Consider the following 23961-nt stretch of genomic DNA (forward strand, 5'->3'; position numbering starts at 1 on the left):
CGGCCCGATGGAGTATTGCCGACCGTTTTGTCACCGGATATCGAAGTGCGTTAATTCCTAATTCGTCAAATCGCAAGTTTTACCGGCGATGCGGGTAATAATTGCGACAAATTTTCCAATTCAATATGCGAAAAACAAAACATTATTGACTTCGACTTTCCCATAAATTTAGAATCGCCTACGACGGCTTACGTATCGTTTTCCGCGCCGTTCAGCATTCGCCACTCATCTGCGCGAAGGTCCTTCGCATCGGCCTTTCCGTAGGGTATCGACGCTCGCGCCTGCCGTTTTCAGCTTTCGGCATTTATCAGAGATTCTGTTAATTTGCCAACCTATTTTCCTTTCGAAGAAGCGCAACACCCCGATTCATTTCGATTATTCGGCAGAGTGAATACAAAGCGAGACCAAACGGACAAAAGATCCGCCGCTTAGAACATCCAGATAAAAAATCGCCAGTCATCAGGAGGGACATCAACATGCATCGCCTTGCGAAGTCACTGTGTCTCGGGCTCGTCTGCGCCGGCCTGCTGTCGGCCTGCAACGACGACGACGTCAAGTCCACCACCCCGCCATCGAACACCGCCGCATTGTCGTTCCGCATGGATACCGGCGGCCAGATCAACGCGTTCTACCGGCAGGACAAGGTCGCCGCGCACCTGCTGGTGCGCTCGTCGACGAAGCCGCGCCTGCTGGTGGTGTTCCCCGCCGGCAACAGCGGCACCGGGCTGTGGTTCGACGACACCGCGCAGCCGGTGAACTGGACCCTCGACACGCCGCCGTCCGCGCTGTCGGCGCCGGACACGCACGGCCGCCCGCTGTACGGCATCGGCGCCGACGTGTCGGTCGACACCGGTACGCTGACGATCCGCCAGGGCGTGCTCAGCAACGTGCGCTTCCTGCGCGACTTCAACGGCGGCGCGACGATCCCGCAGCAGATCCTCACCGCGCCGACGGTCCAGGGCAGCACCGCGCAATGGCAACGCGACCGGCTCGACGGCGCGCCCGGCTATGCGCTGCGCATCACGCTGCGCGACGGCGGCAGCATCGCGCCGGCAGCGGGCGGCAAGCTCGTGCTCAACGCACCCGCGGGCTCGCACACGCTGAAGCTGCACATCGATGCACTGTCGGGCGAGACGCCGCTGTCGCCGATCACGCACGCCGACCTGTTCGCGCCGTCCGTGAACCCCGACCCGGTCAGCCAGAACGTGCTCGAATTCCTGAGCTTCAACGACAAGCTGCTGGCCGGCTCGTGGCAGTACGACACGTACTTCGGCCGCGACACGCTGATCTCGGTCCGCATGCTGATGCCCGTGCTCGAACCGGCCGCGATCGAGGCCGGCCTGTCGTCGGTGCTGAGCCGCCTGTCGGCCGACGGCAAGGTCGCGCACGAGGAAGGCATCGGCGAATTCGCGCTGGTCGACAACCAGAAGAACGGGCGGCCGAACGATGCGACACCGACCTACGACTACAAGATGATCGACAGCGACTACCTGCTCGCGCCGATCGCGGCCGCGTGGCTGATCGACGATACGCGCGGCCAGGCCCGCGCCGCCGCGTATCTGGCGCAGCGCGGCAGCGACGGGCAGACCAACGGCAGCCGCCTCGTCGTCAATCTGCTGCACGTCGCGACGACCGCGCAACCGTTCGCGCAGCAGCCGTCGGTCGCGAACCTGATCCACCTGCGGCCCGGCGAAATCGTCGGCAACTGGCGCGACAGCACCGACGGTCTCGGCGGCGGCGTGTACCCGTACGACGTGAACGCGGTGCTCGTGCCGGCCGCGCTGCGCGCGGCGAACGCGTTCCTCGCCCGCGGCCTGCTCGATCCGTACCTCGATGCCCAGCAACGCGCGACGCTCGCCAACACGGCGAACGAGGCGGCCACGTGGGAAACGCAGGCGCCGCCGCTGTTCCAGGTCAGCGTGCCGGCCGCGCAGGCGGCCACCGACGTGTCGGCCTATGCGCCGTCCGCGGGCGTACCGGCCGGCGCCGCGCCCAATGCAGCGCTGACCTTCTACGCGCTGTCGCTCGACCAGCAGGGCAACCCGATTCCGGTGATGAATTCGGACGGCGGCTTCGCGCTGCTGTTCGGCACGCCGCCGGACGATCAGCTCCAGCGGATCGTCAGCGACGTCACGCGGCCGTTCCCGACCGGGCTCGTGACCGATGCCGGGATGCTGATCGCGAACCCCGCGTATGCGAGCTCGTCGCTGTGGCCGAAGTTCACGAGCTCCGCGTATCACGGCACGGTGATCTGGTCGTGGCAGCAGGCGATGTGGGTGGCCGGGCTCGATCGGCAACTGGCGCGCCAGGACCTGTCGGCCGCGACGCGCACGCTGCTCACGCAGGCGCGGCAGACGATCTGGCAGGTGATCTCGAACGGACGCGACATGCGCACGTCGGAAATGTGGACGTGGTCCTACGTGAACGGCAAGTACCAGACCGACGCATTCGGCACGCGCAGCGCCGATGCGACCGAAGCCAACGCGGCGCAACTCTGGAGTACGACGTATCTCGCGATCCGCGATCCGCAGCAGCGCGCGGGCAAGTACTGGTGGCAGGCGTCGCAGTCGATGCAGGACGACCAGTCGAAGCAGGCGACGGCGGTGGCGACGCGCTAGCGCGTCGCCGCGCGTGAGCAGGCCGATACCGACACCGGTCCGCAAAAGCCCCGGCGGCACTCCCGCCGCCGGGGCTTTCGGTGCAAATCCGGTTAGCGCGACACCACGCGGTTGCGCCCTTCCCGCTTCGCCTGATACAGCCGCTCGTCGACCACCCGCAGCAGCGCATCGACCGTGCTGCCGTCGACGCCGTATTGCGCGACGCCGACGCTGACCGTCACCTGCACGCGCTTGAAGTCGAGCCCGAACGGCGAACTCGAGATCGACGAACGCACGCGCTCGGCGGTCATCCGCGCGCCTTCGAGCGGCATCTCCGGCAAGAGCGCCATGAACTCCTCGCCGCCGACCCGCGCGAGCGCGCCCGCCGGCCGAATTGCCTCGAGGCACTGGCGCACGACGCCGCGCAGCACCTCGTCGCCGATCTGGTGCCCGTATGCGTCGTTGATGTTCTTGAAATTGTCGAGATCGAGCGCGAGCAGGCAGAACGGCGTGCCGTCGCGCTCGGCCCGCACGATCTCACGCTCGACCTGCGCGATGAACTGCCGGCGGTTCGACGCGCCCGTCATCGGGTCGGTCGCGGCCATGTATTCGAGCTTCTGGTTCGTGCGCCGCAGTTCCTGCAGCGCGCTCTCGGTACGCGCCATCGATTCCGACAGCCGGCTCATCAGGTCTTCCTGGCTGTAGATCGCCGAGAACGAGCGTGTCGTCTGCAGCGCCTGCACGACGCCGTAACTGAGCAGGAAGAATCCGCCCGCGAAGATCGCATGCGCGAGCCACCACATGTGATTCCACGGCTTGCCGAGGATGAACGCGAGCGACGACAGCGCGAACGCCATGATCGACACGCCGTAGATCACCATCAGCGGCGAGCGGATGCGCCGCGCGAGCAGCAGGCTCACGTTCAGCAGCGAGAACACCAGCGCGCCGCCTTCCATCGACAGCCGCGTGCCCAGCGCGCCCGCGACCGGCGAATAGGCGATGTATGCGACCGCCACGTTGACGATCAGGAAGAACACGATCCACGGCAACCACGTCCGCACGCTCGTGCGCTTGTCGAGCCGGTCGGGCGGACGCGAATACGACAGCAGGCCCGTGAGCAGCAGCGCCGACATCACGAACCGCGATGCGGGCCCGTACAGCAGGAACAGCCAGATATTGTGGTGCGCCATCCCGGTGAACGCCCCGTGCAGCGCATAGATCATCGCGAAGCCGAGAAACCCGAGCGTCAGCCAGCGCAGCAGCGGCTCGCCGGACGACCGGTAGCACACCCACGTCACGTAGGTGACGAACGCGCCTTCGAGCGTCGCCGCCGCGATCGCGATTTCATGAAAAGCGTGGTTCTCGAACACGACGCCCCGGTCGCTGAAGAACCACAGATAGGCAATCAGATAGGCGGGCAGCAACGCGAATCCGACCAGCAGGCATTTCGCGTAGAGCCTCGCGGCCGCGCTGACGACGCGCGGCGGTTCCCCGGCTGCATAGGTCGTACTCATTCGGTCCCCGGTCGGTCTGCTGCGTTGGTTCGAATCTTCTCGGCACGGATCACGCGACGCGCGATCTGGCCCATCGTGCCGAAAGGCAAATGTCAGAGCAAGTATAGGTGGGGCAATTCGTTTGACAAGTCCGGGGAAACGGCATTGCCGGGTGCATGCCTTTTGCTTCCCGGTGGTTGCGAATGGCGCGTGCGCCGCGCCAATTCGCTGCGGCGGCGGGCGGTAACGCCGAGGCGCAACCGCCACCGGTCAAAGGTCAGAGGATTTCGAACAGGCCGGCCGCGCCCTGCCCGCCGCCGATGCACATCGTGACGACCACGTACTTCACGCCGCGCCGCTTGCCCTCGATCAGCGCATGGCCCGTCAGGCGCGCGCCCGACACGCCATACGGATGGCCGACCGCGATCGCGCCGCCGTTGACGTTCAGGCGGTCCTCAGGGATCCCGAGCGTGTCGCGGCAGTACAGCACCTGCACCGCGAACGCCTCGTTCAGCTCCCACAGCCCGATGTCGTCGACGTTCAGCCCGGCCTGCTTCAGCAGCCTGGGTACCGCGAACACCGGGCCGATGCCCATTTCGTCCGGCTCGCAGCCGGCCACCGCGAAGCCGCGGAACGCGCCCAGCGGCTGCAGCCCTTCGCGCTGCGCGGCCTCGGCGCTCATCACGACGCATGCCGATGCGCCATCGGAGAACTGGCTCGCATTGCCCGCGGTGATCACGCCGCCCGGCACCGCCGAGCGGATCTTCGACACGCCTTCGAGCGTCGTGTCGGGGCGGATGCCTTCGTCGGCCGAGACCGTCACTTCCTGCGTGAACAGGCGGCCCGTCGCCTTGTCGGCGATGCCCGCGAGCACGGTGATCGGCACGATCTCGTCGCGGAAACGTCCGGCTTCCTGCGCGGCCGCGGCGCGCAGTTGCGACTGTACGCCGTACGCATCCTGCCGCTCCTTCGAGATGCCGTAGCGCTTCGCGACGTTCTCGGCGGTCTGCAGCATGTTCCAGTAGATCTCGGGCTTGTGCTGGACGAGCCAGCCTTCCTGGACCATGTGCCGGTTCATCTCGTTCTGCACGCACGAGATCGACTCGACACCGCCGGCCACATAGACCTCGCCTTCGCCCGCGATGATCCGCTGCGCGGCCAGCGCGATGGTCTGCAGCCCCGACGAACAGAAACGGTTCACCGTCATCCCCGGCACGCTGACCGGCAACCCGGCGCGCAGCGCGATCTGCCGCGCGATGTTCGCGCCCGTCGCGCCTTCGGGGTTCGCGCAGCCCATGATCACGTCCTCGACGCGCGCCGGGTCGAGCTTCGCGCGTTCGAGCGCGGCCGCGACCACGTGGCCGCCGAGCGTCGCGCCGTGCGTCATGTTGAAGGCACCGCGCCAGGATTTCGCCAGCGGCGTGCGTGCGGTCGATACGATTACGGCTTCGGTCATGCGAGTCTCCTTCGGTCCTGCTGATTCGGATGGGAAATGCGCTACGCCGCCGGGCGCGCGCCCGCGGACGTCGCATGCACGACGCCCGCTGCCTGCATCTGCTGCCATGCGTGCGCGAGCGACCCGTTCAGGTCGATCGCACGGCACGCATCGTTGATCACCGCGGCTTCGAAACCGGCCGCGCGCGCATCGAGCGCCGACCACGCGACGCAATAGTCGGTCGCGAGCCCGCAGCACCACACGCGCTTCGCACCGAGTTCGCGCAGATAGCCCGCGAGCCCCGTGCGTGTCGTGCGGTCGGCTTCGACGAACGCGGAGTAGCTGTCGACCTGCGCGTCGCCGCCCTTGCGGATCACGAGCCGCGCGTGCGGGATGTCGAGGTCGCGATGCAGCGCCGCGCCGTCGGTGTCCTGCACGCAGTGCACGGGCCACAGCACCTGCTCGCCGTACGGCAGCGCGAGCGTCGAGAACGGCTCGCGGCCCGGATGGTTCGCCGCGAACGACACGTGCTCGCGCGGGTGCCAGTCCTGCGTGAGCACGACCTGGTCGAAGCGTTGCGCGAGCGCGTTGATCACCGGCACGACCGCATCGCCGTCGGGCACCGCGAGCGCGCCGCCCGGCATGAAGTCGTATTGCACGTCGATCACGAGCAGGACGTCGTCGGTGCGTTTCATTGCGTGTCTCCAGACAGGATCGGTCGCGCCGCGAAGCGGCGGCGTCAGCCGTTGAACCCGCGGCCGGCCTTCGCCAGTTCCGCGATCGACGGCGCGAGTTGCCACGCGTCGCCGTTCGGTGCGGCCGCATAGCGGCGGATCGCGCGCTCGACGTTGTAGAGGCCGACCGTATCCGCGTACAGCATCGGGCCGCCGCGCCACAGCGGGAAGCCATAGCCGGTCAGGTAGACCATGTCGATGTCGGACGCCTTCGACGCGATCTTCTCCTCGAGGATCTTCGCGCCTTCGTTGACGAGCGCGAACACCAGCCGCTCGACGATCTCGTCGTCGCCGATCTTGCGCCGCTCGACGCCGCGCTCCTTCGAATACGCGACGACCATCTCGTCGACGAGCGACGACGGCTTCGCCTTGCGGTCGCCCGGCACGTAGTCGTACCAGCCGGCGCCCGTCTTCTGGCCGAAGCGGCCCTGTTCGCACAGGCGGTCGGCGATCTTCGAATACTGCAGGTCGGGCTGCTCGACGTAGCGCCGCTTGCGGATAGCCCAGCCGATGTCGTTGCCGGCGAGGTCGCTCATCCGGAACGGCCCCATCGCGAAGCCGAACTTCTCGATCGCGCGATCGACCTGCGCGGGCAGCGCGCCTTCCTCGAGCATGAACAGCGCCTGGCGGATGTACTGCTCGATCATCCGGTTGCCGATGAAGCCGTCGCACACGCCCGACACCACCGCCGTCTTGCGGATTTTCTTCGCCACCGCCATCACGGTCGCGAGCACGTCCTTCGCGGTCTGCGCGCCCCGCACGACCTCGAGCAGCTTCATCACGTTCGCGGGGCTGAAGAAGTGCATGCCGACCACGTCCTGCGGACGCTTCGTGAACGCCGCGATCTTGTCGACGTCGAGCGTGGACGTATTGGACGCGAGGATCGCGCCCGGCTTCGCGACTTCGTCGAGCTTCCTGAACACCTGCTCCTTCACGCCGAGTTCCTCGAACACGGCCTCGACGATCAGGTCGGCGTCCTTCAGGTCGTCGTAAGACAGCGTCGGCGTGATCAGCGCCAGGCGCGCATCGAGCTTCTCCTGCGTGAGCTTGCCCTTCCTCACCTGCGCGTCGTAGTTCTTGCGGATCGTCGCGAGGCCGCGCTCCAGCGCGTCCTGCTTCGTCTCGAGCAGCGTGACGGGCAGTCCCGCGTTGATGAAGTTCATCGCGATTCCGCCGCCCATCGTGCCCGCGCCGATCACGCCGACCCGGCGGATCTCGCGCAGCGGCGTATCGGCCGGCACGTCGGGAATCTTGCTCGCCGCCCGCTCGCCGAAGAACGCGTGGCGCAGCGCGCGGCTTTCCGGCGTCATCATCAGCGCGACGAACCCTTCGCGCTCGGCGATGCTGCCCTTGTCGAAACCGTTCAGCACGCCGGCCTCGATCGCGTCGATGCACTTGTGCGGCGCGGGGTAATTCGGCGCGGCGGCCCGCGCGGAATTGCGCGCGAACTGGATGAAACCCGCCGCGTTCTCGTGGACGATCTTGCGATCGCGCACGCGCGAATGCGGCCCCTTCTGCGCGCCGACCTTGCGGGCGAACGCGACGGCCGCGTCGAGCAGGTCGCCGTCGGCCATTTCGTCGAACAGCCCGCTCTTCGCGAGCTGCTCCGACGGCACCGGCGCGCCCGACACGATCATGTTCAGCGCGGTTTCGAGCCCGACCGCGCGCGGCAGGCGCTGCGTGCCGCCCGCGCCCGGCAGCAGCCCGAGCTTCACCTCGGGCAGCGCGACCTGCGCGCCGGGCGCGGCGACCCGGTAATGCGCGCCGAGCGCGAGTTCGAGGCCGCCGCCCATCACGACGCTGTGCAGCGCCGCGACGACCGGCTTCGCGCTCGCCTCCACCGCGCGGATCACGGTGTGCAGCGTCGGCTCCTGCAAGGCCTTCGGCGTATTGAATTCGGTGATGTCGGCGCCGCCCGAGAACGCGCGGCCCGCGCCGGTCAGCACGATGCCCGTGACCGACGGGTCCCGCGCGGCGCGATCGAGCGCGTCCATGACGCCCTGGCGGGTCGACAGGCCGAGCCCGTTGACGGGCGGATTGTTGAGCGTGATGACGGCCACGCCGTCGCGAGTCGAGTAATCCACTGCCATCTGCCTGCCTCCATGCATCGCGCGCCGGATTGGCTGCGCTTTCATTGTGCGCGGTCGAACGGCCGCATGTCCGGATGAACGGAGGCAGCATACAACGAAAAAGCACGGTCGTTCAATTTGAATTTTGCTCCCGATCCGGGGACGGATCGGGCGACCGATGCGGAGGTTGAGGCGGCGGCCCGGGCCTGGGCCTTACGGCGCGCACACCGCCGTGGGCAACACGTAATCGCGGAACGTCTCTCGCAACTTCAGCTTCTGCAGCTTGCCGGTCGCGGTGTGCGGCAACGATTCGACGAACACGACGTCGTCCGGAATCCACCATTTCGCGACCTTGCCCTCGTAGAACGCGAGCAGCGTGTCGCGGGTCAGGTTCGCGCCTTCGCGCGGCACCACGACGAGCAGCGGCCGCTCGGTCCATTTCGGGTGCGCACACGCGATGCATGCGGCTTCGGCCACCCCGGGATGCGCGATCGCGACGTTCTCGATGTCGATCGAGCTGATCCACTCGCCGCCCGACTTGATCACGTCCTTGCTGCGGTCGGTGATCTGCAGGAAGCCGTCGGGGTCGATCGTCGCGACGTCGCCGGTCGGAAACCAGCCGTCCGACAGCGGCGACGCATCGCCGCGAAAGTAGTGGTCGATCACCCACGGCCCGCGCACCTGCAGTTCGCCGAACGCGACGCCGTCCCACGGCAGTTCGCGGCCGTCGTCGCCGACGATGCGCATGTCGACGCCGCAGATCACGCGCCCCTGCTTTTCGAGCAGCCGGCGCTGCGCGTCGAGCGGCCGCTGCGACTGCGCCCAGTTGAGCTTCGCGAGCGTGCCGAGCGGCGACAGTTCGGTCATTCCCCACGCATGGATCACGCGCACGCCGTATTCGTCCTCGAACGTGCGCAGCATCGCGGGCGGGCACGCGGAGCCGCCGATCACCGTGCGGTTCAGCGTCGAGAAACGCACGCCGGCTTCGCGCATGTAGTTCAGCAGGCCGAGCCACACGGTCGGCACGCCCGCGGAGAACGTCACGCGCTCGGCCTCCATCAGCTCGTACAGCGATTTCCCGTCGAGATCCTTGCCGGGCAGCACGAGCTTGCCGCCCGTCAGCGGCACCGCGTACGGCAACCCCCACGCGTTGACGTGGAACATCGGCACGACGGGCAGCACGGCGTCCATCGCGGACAGGTTCATCGCGTCGGGCAGCGCGGCGCCGTAAGCATGCAGCACGGTCGAGCGATGCGAATACAGTACGCCCTTCGGGTTGCCGGTCGTGCCCGACGTGTAGCAGAGCCCCGACGCCTGCTGCTCGTCGAGGCGCGGCCAGTCGTAGCGCCCGTCCTCGGCTTCGACGAGTGTTTCGTAGCAGACGAACGGCGTCGCGCCGAACGGCAGGTGCGCGGCGTCCGTCATCGCGATCCAGCCCCTCACGTGCGGGCATTGCGGCGCGATCGCATCGACGAGCGGCGCGAAATTGATGTCGAAGAAGACGTAGCGGTCTTCCGCGTGATTGACGATGTACGCGATCTGTTCGGGAAACAGGCGCGGGTTGATCGTGTGGCATACGGCGCCCATCCCGCCGATCCCGTAATACGCTTCCAGGTGCCGGTAGCCGTTCCACGCCAGCGTGCCGACGCGGTCGCCGGTCTCGACGCCGAGCCGCGCGAGCGCCTGCGCCAGCTGCTTCGCGCGGCGTTCGCAATCGCGGTACGTATAGCGATGCAGGTCGCCTTCCACGCGCTTCGACACGATCTCCGTGTCGCCGGCGTGCCGCGCGGCATGCGAAATCAGCGACGACACCAGCAGCGGCACATCCATCATCTGGCCCAGCAACGGCTTACCCATCGTCTTGTTCTCCCTGAGGATGCGAATCGGTGACCAGCCAGGGGACGGTTTCCGTACCGAAGCCGTCCCGGTGTGCGCCCGTCAGCGGCCCCGGACGGGCGTGGCGCACGGTGCGCGGGCCGCCATGCGGGCGGCGCGGCGCCGCCTTACAATATCGGCTTACCCAGAGGCGCTCAACATGTCGTTTTCCCGAAGCGCAGCCGATGCGGCTGACACCCTGCCCGACCTCGCCGCGACGCTCGCCGCGCCTGCCGAACGCGCGTTCGTCACGCTCGGCGACGCGTTTCATACGCGCCTGCCGGCCGCGCCGCTTGCCGCGCCGTACGTCGTCGGCTTTTCCGACGACGTCGCGCAACTGCTCGACCTGCCCCCCGCAGTCGCCGCGCAACCCGGTTTCGCCGAGCTGTTCGCCGGCAACCCGACGCGCGACTGGCCCGCGCACGCGATGCCGTACGCGTCGGTCTACTCCGGCCATCAGTTCGGCGTGTGGGCCGGCCAGCTCGGCGACGGCCGCGCGCTGACGATCGGCGAATTGCCCGGCACCGACGGCCGGCGCTACGAGCTGCAACTCAAGGGCGGCGGCCGCACGCCGTATTCGCGCATGGGCGACGGCCGCGCGGTGCTGCGCTCGTCGATCCGCGAATTCCTGTGCTCGGAAGCGATGCATCACCTCGGCATTCCGACCACGCGCGCGCTGACGGTGATCGGCTCCGACCAGCCGGTGGTGCGCGAGGAGATCGAGACGGCGGCCGTGGTCACCCGCGTGTCGGAAAGCTTCGTGCGCTTCGGTCACTTCGAGCACTTCTTCTCGAACGATCGCCCCGACCTGCTGCGCCAGCTTGCCGACCACGTGATCGACCGCTTCTATCCGGCCTGCCGCGACGCGGACGATCCGTACCTCGCGCTGCTCGAAGCGGCGACGCTGCGCACGGCCGACCTCGTCGCGCAATGGCAGGCCGTCGGCTTCTGCCACGGCGTGATGAACACCGACAACATGTCGATCCTCGGCGTGACGATCGACTACGGCCCGTTCGGCTTCGTCGATGCGTTCGATGCGAACCACATCTGCAACCACTCGGACACCAGCGGCCGCTATGCGTACCGGATGCAGCCGCGCATCGCGCACTGGAACTGCTACTGCCTCGCGCAGGCGCTGCTGCCGCTGATCGCGCTGCAGCACGGCATCGCCGACGACGATGCGCGCGCCGAGCGCGCGGTGGACGACGCCCAGGCCGTGCTCGCGAAGTTTCCGGAGCGCTTCGGCCCCGCGCTCGAACGCGCGATGCGCGCGAAACTCGGCCTCGAACTCGAACGCGAGGGCGACGCCGAACTCGCGAACAAGCTGCTCGAGACGATGCATGCGAGCCACGCGGATTTCACGCTGACGTTCCGCCGGCTCGCGCAGCTCTCGAAGCACGACGCGAGCCGCGACGCACCCCTGCGCGACCTCTTCATCGACCGTGACGCATTCGACGCATGGGCGAACCTCTACCGCGCGCGACTGTCCGAGGAAACGCGCGACGACGCGGCGCGCGCGGTTGCAATGAACCGCGCGAACCCCAAATACGTGCTTCGCAACCATCTGGCCGAAGTCGCGATCCGGCGCGCGAAGGAAAAGGATTTTTCGGAAGTCGAGCGGCTCGCGCAGATCCTGCGCCGTCCGTTCGACGAACAACCCGAGCATGAAGCGTACGCGGCGTTGCCGCCCGACTGGGCCGGCTCGCTCGAAGTGAGCTGCTCATCCTGAGCCCGCAACCCGCGCATCTCGACCGACCGATCAGGAGAACCCCCATGTCCCACGATTCCGACGACAAGACCTTCCCGTACCAGAAGGACGACGCCGAACTGCGCCGCCGGCTTACGCCGATGCAGTACGAGGTCACGCAGCACGCGGCGACCGAGCGCGCATTCACCGGCGAATACACCGACACCGAGGATGCCGGCATCTACAAGTGCGTCGTCTGCAGCACGCCGCTGTTCGAATCCGGCGCCAAGTTCCACTCGGGCTGCGGGTGGCCCAGCTACTTCAAGCCGCTCAACGGCGAGGTGATCGACGAGAAGGTCGACTACTCGCACGGGATGGTGCGCGTCGAGGTGCGCTGCAATCACTGCGGCGCGCATCTGGGCCACGTGTTCGAGGACGGCCCGCGCGACAAGACCGGTTTGCGGTACTGCATCAATTCGGCTGCGTTAAACTTCGAGTCCCGACCCGAAAACGAATGAGCGGCGCCGGGCGGATCGCCGAGGCAGCCAGCCCCGGGCGGGCCGCCCCCGATCCGCGACGGCGATGCCTGGCGGGTCCCTACAACGGTGACAGGCCGCGCCAGCGGCCCGTCACGCAGCTGCGAGCGCCATGAAATTCCTGTTCGATCTGTTTCCGATCATCCTGTTTTTTGTCGCCTTCAAGGTCTGGGGCATCTTCACCGCCACCGCCGTCGCGATCGTCGCGACGCTGGCCCAGGTCGCCTGGGTCGCCTTCCGGCACCGGAAGGTCGACACGATGCTGTGGGTCAGCCTCGGCGTGATCGTCGTGTTCGGTGGCGCCACCCTCGTCCTGCATGACGAGAAATTCATTCAATGGAAACCGACCGTGCTGTACTGGCTGTTTGCGATCGGGCTGCTCGCCGCACGCTATGCGTTCGGCAAGAACCTGATCGAGAAGATGATGGGCAAGCAGCTCACGCTGCCCGTACCCGTGTGGGACAAGCTGAACGTCGCCTGGGCGCTGTTCTTCGCGGTGCTCGGCGTCGCGAACCTGTACGTGGTGCACAACTTCACCGAATCGCAATGGGTGAACTTCAAGCTGTTCGGTACGACGGGCGCGATGGTCGTGTTCATCATCCTGCAGAGCCTGTGGCTCACGAAGTACCTGAAGGACGAATGACATGAGCGACGCCTTTCTCCACGCCTCCGCCGACGAACGCATCGCGCTGATCGAAGCGCGCCTCACCGCGTCGCTCGCGCCGCTGTCGCTCACCGTGCGCGACGACAGCGCGCAGCACGCGGGCCATGCGGGCGCGGCCTCCGGCGGCCATTTCACGGTCACGATCGTCTCGTCCGCGTTCGCGGGCAAGCCGCGCGTCGCGCGGCACCGGCTGGTGTATGATGCGCTCGCTGATGCGATGCAGCGCGGCATTCACGCGCTCGCGATCGTGGCGTACACGCCCGAAGAATTCAACGAATCTTCAATCTAGTCTCATTAGGAATTCCCGATGATCCTGAAATCCCCCGCCTGTGGGTCGCGGCGGCTGCATTTGCAGCGGCACCGGCATTCGCCCAGAACATCGCCGTCGTCAACGGCACGCCGATTCCGAAGTCGCGCGCCGACGCGATGGTCGCGCAACTCGTCCAGCAAGGCCAGACCGACGGCCCGCAACTGCAGCAGGCCGTGCGCCAGGAACTGGTGAACCGCGAAATCCTGATGCAGGAAGCGATCCGCGAAGGCATCCCGAATCGTCCGGACGTGAAGGCGCAAGTCGCCGTCGCGCAGCAGACCGTCGTGCTGCGCTCGATGATCGAGAGCTTCCTGAAGAAGAACCAGCCGACCGATGCCGAAGTGAAGGCGCGCTACGACGAACTCGTCAAGGGCGTGGGCGGCAACCGCGAGTACCACCTGCACCACATCCTCGTCGACAACGAGCAGCAGGCGAAGGACCTGATCGCGAAGATCAAGGGCGGCGCGAAGTTCGAGGACCTCGCGAAGCAATACTCGAAGGACCCGGGTTCCGGCAAGAACGGCGGCGATCTCGACTGGTCCGACCCGAAGGCGTACGTGCCGGAATTCGCGGCAGCCGCGCAGAAGCTGCAGAAAGGCCAGATGACCGACGCGCCGGTGAAGACGCAGTTCGGCTGGCACATCATCCGCGTCGACGACATCCGCGACATCGCGCCGCCGCCGTTCGATCAGGTGAAGGCGCAGATCGCGCAGCAGCTCGTGCAGCAGAAGCTGCAGGCGTTCGAGGAAGGTCTGCGTCAGCAGGCGAAGATCCAGTAACGCCGGCGCGCATCATACGCGCATCGAAAAGCCGCTCTTCGGAGCGGCTTTTTCTTTTGGCGTGCACGAAACGGATGTAGCGCGACGCGATGGTGCGTGGCCGACGCGCAATAAAAAACCGCTCCGGAGAGCGGCTTTCCCATATCAGGTGTTACCCGCCTGCGGCGTTCGCTACGCGGCGGGATAAAACACATCGTGATAACGCACGTCGCCCGCCGGCAGCGGCGCCGATTCGTCGAACGACAGCGCGAGGAAATACTCGGCCGGCACGCCCGGAAACACGATGTCGCCGCGCGGCTCGAACCCGAAACGCGTGTAATACGCGGGCTCGCCCAGCACCACGCAGCCACGCGCGCCGAGCCGCCGCAACGCATCGAGCCCCGTGCGCACGAGTCCCGCGCCGATGCTTTGCCGCTGGCAATCGGGCCGCACCGCGAGCGGTGCCAGCCCATACCACTGCTGGCTGCCGGCCGGCTCGCCGCCGATCGCGACGGGCGAGAACGCGACGTGCCCGACGATACGCCCGTCGCGCTCCGCGACGAGCGATACGCTCAGCGCCCCGTCCGTGCGCAGCGTGTCGACGATGCGCTGTTCGAACTCGCCGCCCTGCGGCTCGCCCGCGAACGCCGCCCGGATCACGCGGCCGATCGCGTCGGCCTCGCTCGCCCGTTCGTCACGCAGCGTGACGACCTCGACCGGCGCGTTCGGGTCGAACATCATCCGATCAGCCGATCCAGCGGCGCGCGTTGCGGAACACGCGCAGCCACGGGCTCGCTTCACCCCAGCCTTCCGGGTGCCAGCTCATCGTGACCGTGCGATGCACCCGCTCCATGTGCGGCATCAGCACCGAGAAGCGGCCGTCGGCCGTCGTGACCGACGTGATGCCGGCCGGCGACCCGTTCGGGTTGAACGGATAGCGTTCGGTCGCTTCGCCGCGGTGGTCGACGTAGCGCATCGCGACCGCGACGCGGTCGATGTCGCCCTGCTGCGAGAAGTCCGCGTAGCCTTCGCCGTGCGCGACCGCGACCGGAATCCGCGAGCCTTCCATCCCCGCGAAGAAGATCGACGGCGACTTCTCCACCTCGACGAACGAGAAGCGCGCCTCGAACTGCTCGGACTTGTTGCGCGTGAACTTCGGCCACGCTTCCGCGCCCGGGATCATCGACGCGATGCTCGACAGCATCTGGCAGCCGTTGCAGATACCGAGGGCGAACGTATCGGGACGCGCGAAGAACGCCGAGAACATGTCGGCGAGGTTCGCGTTGAAACGGATCGTCTTCGCCCAGCCTTCGCCCGCACCCAGCACGTCGCCGTACGAGAAGCCGCCGCACGCGACCGCACCCGCGAAATCGGCCAGCGTCGCGCGGCCGGCGAGCAGGTCGCTCATGTGCACGTCGTGCGCATCGAAGCCTGCGCGATCGAACGCGTACGCGGTTTCCAGATGCGAGTTCACGCCCTGCTCGCGCAGGATCGCGACGCGCGGCCGTGCGCCCGTCGCGATGAACGGCGCGGCGATGTCGTCGGCCGGATCGAACGTGAGCACCGGCGAGAGGCCCGGATCGGCCGCGTCGAGCAGCGCGTCGTATTCGGCATCCGCGCAGGCTGGGTTGTCGCGCAGGCGCGCGATGCGCCAGCTCACTTCGCTCCATGCGCGATGGAGTTCGGCACGCGGCGCGTCGAAGATCTTCTTCGCATCGCGGTACACCTCGATCACGTCGCGATCGTTGACCGAGCCGATCACGTGCGAGCACGTCGACAGACCGAATTCGCGCAGCGCGCCGAGCACCGCATCGCGGTCGGATGCGCGTACCTGCACGACAGCGCCGAGTTCTTCGGAGAACAGTGCGCGCAGCGTGCGGTCGTCGCGAAGGCCGCTCGTCTGCTTCGCCCAGTCCTTCGCGTCGCCGTAGTCGGATTCGTGGTTCGGGTCGAGCGTCAGCATGTCGACGTTCAGCGACACGCCCGCGTGGCCCGCGAACGCCATTTCGCACACGGTTGCCCACAGGCCGCCGTCCGAGCGGTCGTGGTAGGCGAGCAGCTTGTCCTGCGCATTGAGCGACTGGATCGCGTTGAAGAAGCGCTTCAGGTCTTCCGCGTCGTCGACGTCCGGCGTCGTGTCGCCGACCTGCTGCGTGACCTGCGCGAAGATGCTGCCGCCCATCCGGTTCTTCCCGCGGCCGAGATCGATCGCGATCAGCACTGTGTCGCCCGCGTCGGCCACGCGGCGCAGTTGCGGCGTCAGATGACGGCGCACGTCCTCGACCGGCGCGAACGCGGAGATGATCAGCGACACCGGCGACACCACTTCCTTCGCGACGCCCTGCTCGTCCCACTTCGTCTTCATCGACAGCGAGTCCTTGCCGACCGGGATGCCGATCCCGAGCGCCGGGCACAGCTCCATGCCGATCGCCTTGACCGTGTCGAACAGCGCGGCGTCCTCGCCGGCCGTGCCGCACGCGGCCATCCAGTTCGCCGACAGCTTCAGTTTGTCGAGCGACGCGATCGGCGCGCTCGCGATGTTCGTGATCGCTTCGCCAACGGCCATGCGGCCCGATGCCGGCGCATCGATCACGGCGAGCGGCGTGCGCTCGGCCATCGTCATCGCCTCGCCCTTGAAGCCCGCGTAGTCGAGCGCGGTGATCGCGCAGTCGGCCACCGGCACCTGCCACGGGCCGACCATCTGGTCGCGCACCGACGTACCGCCGACCGAACGGTCGCCGATCGTGATCAGGAACGACTTGCTGCCGACCGTCGGGTGCTTCAGCACGTCGACCGCGACTTCCGACAGTGCGATACCCGTCACGTCGACCGGCGCGCGCTCGGTCGCGACGCGCACGACGTCGCGGTGCATGCGCGGCGGCTTGCCGAGCAGCACTTCCATCGGCATGTCGACCGGGTATTCGTCGGCGCCCGTCGCTTCGTCGTCGACGAGCTTCAGCTGGCGTTCGTCAGTCGCGACACCGACCACCGCGAACGGGCAGCGCTCGCGCGCGCAGATCGCCTCGAAGCGCGGCAGGTCGGCCGGCGCGATCGCCAGCACGTAGCGCTCCTGCGCCTCGTTCGACCAGATTTCGCGCGGCGACAGGCCCGATTCCTCGAGCGCGACCTTGCGCAGTTCGAAGCGCGCGCCCTTGCCGGCGCCGTCGACGATTTCGGGGAATGCGTTCGACAGGCCGCCCGCGCCGACGTCGTGGATGCTCAGGATCGGGTTTTCCGCACCGAGCTGCCAGCAGCCGTTGATCACTTCCTGCGCGCGCCGCTCGATTTCCGGGTTGCCGCGCTGCACCGAGTCGAAGTCGAGTTCGGCCGTGTTCGCGCCGGTCGCCATCGAGCTCGCGGCGCCGCCGCCCATGCCGATCCGCATGCCGGGGCCGCCGATCTGGATCAGCAGCGAGCCGGCCGGCACGTCGTGCTTGTGCGTGTGCTGATCCGCGATGTTGCCGAGGCCGCCCGCGATCATGATCGGCTTGTGATAGCCGTGCACCGTGCCGCCGACGTTCTGCTCGTACACGCGGAAATAGCCGCCGAGGTTCGGGCGGCCGAATTCGTTGTTGAACGCGGCGCCGCCGAGCGGGCCGTCGATCATGATCTGCAGCGGCGACGCGATGCGGTCAGGACGGCCGTACGGGCCGTGCTGCTCGTTCGGGTTGCGCTCGGCCACCGGCTGCGCGGCGTCGCGCGCGTTTTCCCACGGCTGGCGGGCGTCGGGCAGGTCGAGATTCGACACGGTGAAGCCCGTGAGGCCGGCCTTCGGACGCGCACCGCGGCCCGTCGCGCCTTCGTCGCGGATTTCGCCGCCCGCGCCGGTCGCCGCCCCCGGGAACGGCGAGATCGCCGTCGGATGGTTGTGCGTCTCGACCTTCATCAGCGTGTGCGTGAGCTCGGTGTGGCGGCCGTAGCGCTCACCCGGCTCGCCAGCCGCACCGGCCTTGCGCGGGAACCAGCGCTCGGCTTCGGCGCCGACCATGATCGACGAGTTGTCCGAATACGCGACGATCGTGCCCTGCGGGCTCAGCTTCTCGGTGTTGCGGATCATCGCGAACAGCGACATGTCCTGCGCTTCGCCGTCGATCGTCCACTGCGCGTTGAAGATCTTGTGGCGGCAGTGTTCGCTGTTCGCCTGCGCGAACATCATCAGTTCGACGTCGGTCGGGTTGCGTTCGAGATTGCGGAACGCGTCGACCAGATAGTCGATCTCGTCGTCGGCGAGCGCGAGGCCCAGTTCGACGTTCGCGCGCTCCAGCGCGCCGCGGCCGACGCCGAGCACGTCGACGGTCGACAGCGGCTTGGCCGGCAGTTCGTCGAACAGGTGCTTCGCATCGTCGCGCGCCGCGACCACGCTTTCGGTCATCCGGTCATGCAGCGCGGCCGCGACGGCCGCGCGCGCGTCGTCCGACAGCGCCTTCTTGCCGCCGAGCAGGCCCGACTTCAGCGTGACCGTGAATTCGACGCCGCGCTCGATGCGGCGCACCTGCGTGAGGCCGCAGTGCTGCGCGATGTCGGTCGCCTTGCTCGCCCACGGCGAGACCGTGCCGAAGCGCGGCAGCACGACGAAGGTCTCGGTCGCGCCCTTCTCGCCCGCCGGCTGGAACGGCTCGCCGTAGTGCATCAGCGCATCGATGCGCGCGCTGTCGTCGGCCGACAGCGGCTCGGCCGCATTGACGAAGTGCAGGAACTGGCCGCGCACCGCGACGATGTTGGCGTCGATTTGCCTGAGCGTGTCGAGCAGACGGGTTTGACGGAAATCGGAGAGGGCCGAAGCGCCGGGAAAACACGAGAAGTGAGCCATGGGCTGGACTGACGTCGATGAGTCGCGCGAGGTGGCGACGTGGGGCGAAAGGAAGGCCGTAATTATACCCGGAAGTCGGCCGCCCAAGACCGGCCGATCGGTAGTCCGCGTGCACCGCATCGGTGCCCGGGCGCGGGGCGCGCACGGCCGGCCACCGGACGGCCTGCGCGGGCCAGCGCGCCGGCCGCCGCGACGCAACCGCACGACCCATGCTCGGCCGGCGCCGGCTCGCGCACTTTTGGCGCTATCATTCCGGGTTCACCGGGCCCGGGCCCTCAGCGAATTCTCACCGGGCGGCGTGCGCGCCGCCCGTCATCGAAGCAATCCATGGATGTCATCGTCATCGGCGGCGGAATCAGCGGCGTCGCCACCGCCTACCAGCTGCGCGCGGCCGGCCATCGCGTGTGCGTGGTCGAACGCCACGCGACCGTCGCGCAAGGCGCGACCTACGGCGACGGCGGCGCGCTGCTGCCGAGCCCGCTCGACGTCTGGTTCGGCCCGACGTTCATGCGCCAGCGCCAGCCGCGCGACAGCGGCATCGTCTACAAGCCGGGCTTCAACGGCGGCGTGCGCCGCTTCGTCAAGCAGCTCGGCACGCTGCGCGAGCCCGACGCGTTCGCCGCGCAGTACGCGCGGCTGCGCCCGCTGATCGACGTGTCGCGCGACACGCTCGCCGATATCGAGGCGCGCCTCGAGCTCGAATTCGAGCAGAAACCGGGCATCCTGCACGTCGTGCGCGATCCACGCGACTGGGATGCGCTGCAGCCCGCGCTCGACCTGCTGCGCACGCTCGACCAGCCGTACCGCCTCCTCAGCGCCGACGAATGCGCGGCGCTCGAACCGTCGGTGCCGGCGGAGCCCGGCTTTGCCGGCGGCGTGCTGCTCGAAACCGAGCGCACCGGCAATTGCCCGCTGTTCGCGAAACTGGTCAAGCAGACGCTCGACGAGCACGGCGTGCAGTTCTGCTTCGGCGCGGACGTCGCCGCGATCCGCATCGACAACGGCCGGGCCGCGGTCGAGCTCGTGCCGCCGGGCAACGGGAGCACGGCGAAGGCGCGCGAGGTCGACGTGATGTCCGCCGACGCGATCGTGGTCGCCGCCGGCGCGGGCAGCCTCCCGCTGCTCGAACGGCTCGGCTGGCGCTTGCCGCTGCATCCGGTCCGCACCCATACGCTCACCGCGCCTGTCGCGTACGAAGAACACGCACCGCACCTGAGCGTCGTCGATGCGATCAAGCGAATCTCGATCACGCGCACCCACCAGCGGTTGCGTATCGGCGGCGGCGCCGTGCTGCAGAGCCTCGCCGATACCGCGAAGCCGCTCGCCGAGCCGTTGTCCGAGGCCGCGCTCGCGCTGCTCGGCCAGGCCGTCCACGACTGGGTGCCCGGCGCCGCGAAGATTTCGGCCGCGCTGTCGTGGCAAGGCATGCAACTGCTGTCGCCGGACGGCCTGCCCGTCGTGGGTCCGACCCCGCATCCACGCGTGTTCGTCAATTTCGGCCATGGCCCGGCCGGCTGGGGCCTCGCGTGCGGGTCTGCTAAAGTGGTGACCGACTATCTGGGCGGCAACGTCCAGCACTGGCCCGCCGGCACGCTCGCCGCGCTGAGCGCCGGCCGCTTCACGACCTGACCGCCGCGGGCCGACTCGTGGCGGCATCCTTGCCAGCCGCCACGATCCCGCGATGACCGTTACCCATCCGCTTCCCGATTCCGATCCGATCGCGCTCTTGCGCGTCGTCGACCTGCGCGCCGCCGAAGCCGACGCCACCGCTGCGCTGCCGCCGCACACGCTGATGGGCCGCGCCGGCGCCGCCGCCGCGCGCTGGCTGTCCGAGCGCATCGCCGGCGACGATCGCCCCGTCTGGTTCGCGGTCGGCCCCGGCAACAACGGCGGCGACGCACTGGTCGCCGCCGCGCAGCTCCAGCAACTCGGCGTCGCGACGCATGCGTGGATGCCGGTACCGGTCAAGCCGGACGACGCGCAATGGGCGCTCGGTCTCGCGCGCTCGGCCGGCGTGCCGCTGTCGGCTACCCCGCCCGCGTCGCTGGATGGTTACGCGTGGATCGTCGACGGGCTGTTCGGCATCGGTCTCGGCCGCGCGCTCGGCGGCGCGTTCGCCGAGCAGGCCGCACGCATCGCCGCCCATGCGCGCGGCGGCGGCCGCGTGCTCGCGCTCGACGTGCCGAGCGGGCTCGACAGCGACACGGGCCGGATCGTCGGCGCGGGCATCGCCGTCGCGGCCACCCACACGCTCACCTTCATCGGCGCGAAGCCCGGCCTCTACACGGGCGAAGGCCGCGATCTCGCCGGCGAGATCCACGTCGCGTCGCTCGACGTCACGCCGCCCGCCGCGCCGGCCATCGTGCTGAATGCGCCCGCGCGGTTCGCCGCGGCGCTGCCCGTGCGTGCCTTCGCGTCCCACAAGGGCACGTACGGCAGCCTCGCGGTGCTCGGCGGCGACACCGGCATGTGCGGCGCGCCGATCCTCGCCGCCCGCGCCGCGCTGTTCGCGGGCGCCGGCAAGGTGCACGTCGGCTTCCTCGGCGCAGGCGCGCCGCCGTACGATCCGCCCTTCCCCGAACTGATGCTGCATCCGGCCGACACGCTCGACCTCGGCGCGATGACCGCGCTCGCGGCCGGTTGCGGGCTCGGCACACGCGAAGCCGCGGCGACGCTGGTGCGCGACGCGCTCGCGCACGACATCGCGACGCTGCTCGATGCCGATGCGCTGAACCTCGTCGCGACGCACGCGGACCTCGCGGCCGCCGTCGCCACGCGCGGCGCGCGCGGCAATCCGTACGTGCTGACGCCGCATCCGCTCGAAGCCGCGCGCCTGCTCGGCGGCGACACGGCCTCGGTACAGCGCGATCGCGTCGCGGCCGCACAAGCGCTCGCCGCACGCTACGCGGCCATCGTGGTGCTGAAAGGCTCGGGCACGGTGATTGCGGCGCCCGACGGCCGCGTGACGATCAACCCGACCGGCAACGCGGCGCTCGCCACGGGCGGCACCGGCGACGTGCTCGGCGGCCTGATCGGCGCACTACTGGCGCAGCGGGTCGCGCCGTACGAAGCCGCGCTGGCCGGCGTCTACCTGCACGGTCTCGCGGCCGACACGCTGACCGCGAACGGCACCGGGCCGGCCGGGCTCACCGCGGGCGAGCTCGCGCCGATGGTACGCACGCTGATCAATCGCCTTTTTTATCCGTCGCCGCGCGCCGACACGTAACGCCGCTATACTGACTGCCCCGCCGCACGGCGGGCCTTCTCGTCCGCCGGCTTTCCGATCCCGATGAGCCGGCGCGGCATTCCTCCCGATTCACGCTTCACTCGAACCGCCATGACGCTGAAATCGCTCCCCGCCTGGACTGCCCTTCAATCCCACTTCGAACAGATCCGCCACGCGCGGCTGCGCGACTGGTTCGCGCCGGAAAACGATCGCGCGCCGACCCGCGCCGAACGCTTCACGATTCCGGGCGGCGGTCTCGCGGCCGATTTCTCGAAGAATCGCATCGACGACGAAACGCTGCGCCTGCTCGTGCAGCTCGCGCGCGACGCCGGCGTCGAGGCGCGCCGCGACGCGATGTTCGCGGGCGAGATCGTCAACCCGACCGAAGGCCGCGCCGCGCTGCACACCGCGCTGCGCGCGACCGACCCACAAGCGCCGTTCCATGCGCAGGTGAGCGCCGAGCGCGCGAAGATGGCGACGTTCGCGCGCGCCGTGCGCAGCGGCACGTGGACGGGCTATACGGGCAAGCGCATTCGCCACGTGATCAACATCGGCATCGGCGGCTCGGATCTCGGCCCGAAGATGGTCGTGCATGCGCTGCACCACGTCGCGACGCCCGAGATCTCGACGCACTTCGTGTCGAACGTCGACGGCGCCGATCTCGCGCGCGTGCTCGAACAGGTCGATCCCGAGGAAACGCTCGCGATCATCGTGTCGAAGACCTTCACGACGCTCGAGACGATGACGAACGCACGCTCGCTGCGCGACTGGTTCGTCGCGCGCGGCTGCCCCGAGGATGCGCTCGCGAAGCACTTCGTCGGCGTGTCGGCGAACCCGGCCGAAGTCGTGAAGTTCGGCATCGCCGCGGACAACGTGTTCGAAATGTGGGACTGGGTCGGCGGCCGCTATTCGCTGTGGTCGGCGGTCGGCCTGTCGATCATGATCGCGATCGGCCCCGAACAGTTCGACGAGCTGCTGGCCGGCGCGAACGACATGGACCGCCACTTCCGCGAAGCGCCGCTCGAGCGCAACCTGCCGGTGCTGCTCGGCCTGATCGGCATCTGGTACCGGAATTTCTTCGGCTCGCAGAGCTATCTCGTCGCGCCGTATTCGGAAGCGCTGCATTACCTGCCGTCGTACCTCCAGCAGCTCGAAATGGAGAGCAACGGCAAATCCGCGCGCCTGGACGGCACTTTCGTCGACTACCCGACGTCGGCCGTCACGTGGGGCGAGCCGGGCACCAACGGCCAGCATGCGTTCTTCCAGATGCTGCACCAAGGGCCGACGATCGTGCCGATCGACTTCATCGCGGTGCTGACGCCCGAACATCCGCTCGCGAGCCATCACCCGAAACTGCTCGCGAACTGCTTCGCGCAGAGCGAAGCGCTGATGCTCGGCCGCACGCTCGAGGAAGCGCGCAAGGTCGCCGGGCCCGGCAAGGAAGCGCTCGCGCCGCACCTGACGTTCCCCGGCAACCGCCCGACCACGACGCTGCTCGTCGATGCGCTGACGCCGCGCACGCTCGGCGCGCTGATCGCGCTTTACGAGCACAAGGTGCTCGTGCAGGCGACGGTGTGGGACATCAATCCGTTCGACCAGTGGGGCGTCGAGCTCGGCAAGATTCTCGGCAAGGTGGTCGAAGCCGACCTGTCGGCCGAATCGGTCGATCCGGCGAAGCACGACTCGTCGACCACGGCGCTGATCGAGCGCGCCCGCGCGGCACTCAAGCGTTGAAGCGCTGACGCGACGGCGTCATGCCCATGCCGG

The 23961-nt window shown here is 68.4% G+C and carries 16 protein-coding genes; 9 read left to right on the top strand and 7 right to left on the bottom strand.

Annotated features, from left to right (window positions below; translation table 11 throughout):
* Nucleotides 1-476 precede the first annotated feature (476 nt).
* On the top strand, nt 477-2618 hold the full coding sequence (locus SY91_RS12675; protein WP_023475613.1) for a hypothetical protein: 2142 nt from the start codon (nt 477-479) through the stop codon (nt 2616-2618).
* Between the two features lie 92 nt (nt 2619-2710).
* On the opposite strand, the gene SY91_RS12680 is transcribed toward SY91_RS12675, so the two are convergent.
* From SY91_RS12680 to SY91_RS12700, 5 genes are all read right to left on the bottom strand, one after another.
* Nucleotides 2711-4111 carry a GGDEF domain-containing protein gene (locus SY91_RS12680; protein WP_023475612.1) on the bottom strand — a complete coding sequence of 467 codons (1401 nt, stop codon included), beginning with the start codon at nt 4109-4111 and terminating at the stop codon, nt 2711-2713.
* Nucleotides 4112-4367: 256 nt separating this feature from the next.
* On the bottom strand, nt 4368-5546 hold the full coding sequence (locus SY91_RS12685) for an acetyl-CoA C-acyltransferase (protein ID WP_023475611.1): 1179 nt from the start codon (nt 5544-5546) through the stop codon (nt 4368-4370).
* Nucleotides 5547-5587: 41 nt separating this feature from the next.
* Entirely contained in the window at nt 5588-6220 is a 633-nt protein-coding gene (pncA, locus tag SY91_RS12690) for a bifunctional nicotinamidase/pyrazinamidase (protein WP_023475610.1), read from the bottom strand.
* A 44-nt stretch (nt 6221-6264) separates the two neighbouring features.
* The gene (locus SY91_RS12695) at nt 6265-8349 is read right to left on the bottom strand and encodes a 3-hydroxyacyl-CoA dehydrogenase NAD-binding domain-containing protein (protein ID WP_023475609.1); all 2085 of its coding nucleotides are present in this window, start codon (nt 8347-8349) and stop codon (nt 6265-6267) included.
* 192 nt (nt 8350-8541) lie between these two features.
* Nucleotides 8542-10185, bottom strand: coding sequence for a 3-(methylthio)propionyl-CoA ligase (locus SY91_RS12700; RefSeq protein WP_023475608.1), 1644 nt, complete (start codon nt 10183-10185; stop codon nt 8542-8544).
* A gap of 178 nt (nt 10186-10363) precedes the next feature.
* On the opposite strand from SY91_RS12700, the gene SY91_RS12705 reads away from it, so the two are divergent.
* The 5 genes from SY91_RS12705 to SY91_RS12725 all read left to right on the top strand — a co-directional run bounded on the left by SY91_RS12705 (nt 10364) and on the right by SY91_RS12725 (nt 14179).
* A complete protein-coding gene (locus tag SY91_RS12705; protein ID WP_023475606.1) occupies nt 10364-11932 on the top strand; it encodes a protein adenylyltransferase SelO in 1569 nt (522 codons plus the stop codon).
* Nucleotides 11933-11976: 44 nt separating this feature from the next.
* The gene (msrB, locus tag SY91_RS12710; RefSeq protein WP_006478590.1) at nt 11977-12408 is read left to right on the top strand and encodes a peptide-methionine (R)-S-oxide reductase MsrB; all 432 of its coding nucleotides are present in this window, start codon (nt 11977-11979) and stop codon (nt 12406-12408) included.
* A 130-nt stretch (nt 12409-12538) separates the two neighbouring features.
* Entirely contained in the window at nt 12539-13069 is a 531-nt protein-coding gene (locus tag SY91_RS12715; RefSeq protein WP_006478589.1) for a septation protein A, read from the top strand.
* Between the two features lies 1 nt (nt 13070).
* On the top strand, nt 13071-13379 hold the full coding sequence (locus SY91_RS12720) for a BolA family protein (protein ID WP_006478588.1): 309 nt from the start codon (nt 13071-13073) through the stop codon (nt 13377-13379).
* 29 nt (nt 13380-13408) lie between these two features.
* Complete coding sequence (locus tag SY91_RS12725; protein ID WP_185921156.1) at nt 13409-14179, top strand: peptidylprolyl isomerase; 771 nt, start codon at nt 13409-13411, stop codon at nt 14177-14179.
* A 171-nt stretch (nt 14180-14350) separates the two neighbouring features.
* Here SY91_RS12725 and SY91_RS12730 read toward each other — a convergent pair whose 3' ends face one another.
* Together SY91_RS12730 and purL are read right to left on the bottom strand one after the other, a co-directional pair.
* Nucleotides 14351-14899 (bottom strand): GNAT family N-acetyltransferase, encoded by a 549-nt coding sequence (locus SY91_RS12730; protein ID WP_023475605.1) that lies wholly within the window; start codon nt 14897-14899, stop codon nt 14351-14353.
* Between the two features lie 4 nt (nt 14900-14903).
* A complete protein-coding gene (purL, locus tag SY91_RS12735) occupies nt 14904-18968 on the bottom strand; it encodes a phosphoribosylformylglycinamidine synthase (protein WP_023475604.1) in 4065 nt (1354 codons plus the stop codon).
* Nucleotides 18969-19295: 327 nt separating this feature from the next.
* Here purL and SY91_RS12740 point away from each other — a divergent pair, with 327 nt between their 5' ends.
* The 3 genes from SY91_RS12740 (at nt 19296) to pgi (ending at nt 23928) form a co-directional block, all read left to right on the top strand.
* Nucleotides 19296-20597: an FAD-dependent oxidoreductase gene (locus SY91_RS12740; protein ID WP_023475603.1), complete on the top strand. Its 1302-nt coding sequence runs from the start codon at nt 19296-19298 to the stop codon at nt 20595-20597.
* A gap of 52 nt (nt 20598-20649) precedes the next feature.
* A complete protein-coding gene (locus tag SY91_RS12745; protein WP_023475602.1) occupies nt 20650-22194 on the top strand; it encodes an NAD(P)H-hydrate dehydratase in 1545 nt (514 codons plus the stop codon).
* Nucleotides 22195-22305: 111 nt separating this feature from the next.
* On the top strand, nt 22306-23928 hold the full coding sequence (pgi, locus tag SY91_RS12750) for a glucose-6-phosphate isomerase (protein ID WP_012328695.1): 1623 nt from the start codon (nt 22306-22308) through the stop codon (nt 23926-23928).
* The last annotated feature ends 33 nt before the right edge of the window (nt 23929-23961 follow it).

This window comes from Burkholderia cenocepacia, assembly GCF_014211915.1.
Taxonomy (GTDB): Bacteria; Pseudomonadota; Gammaproteobacteria; order Burkholderiales; family Burkholderiaceae; genus Burkholderia; species Burkholderia orbicola.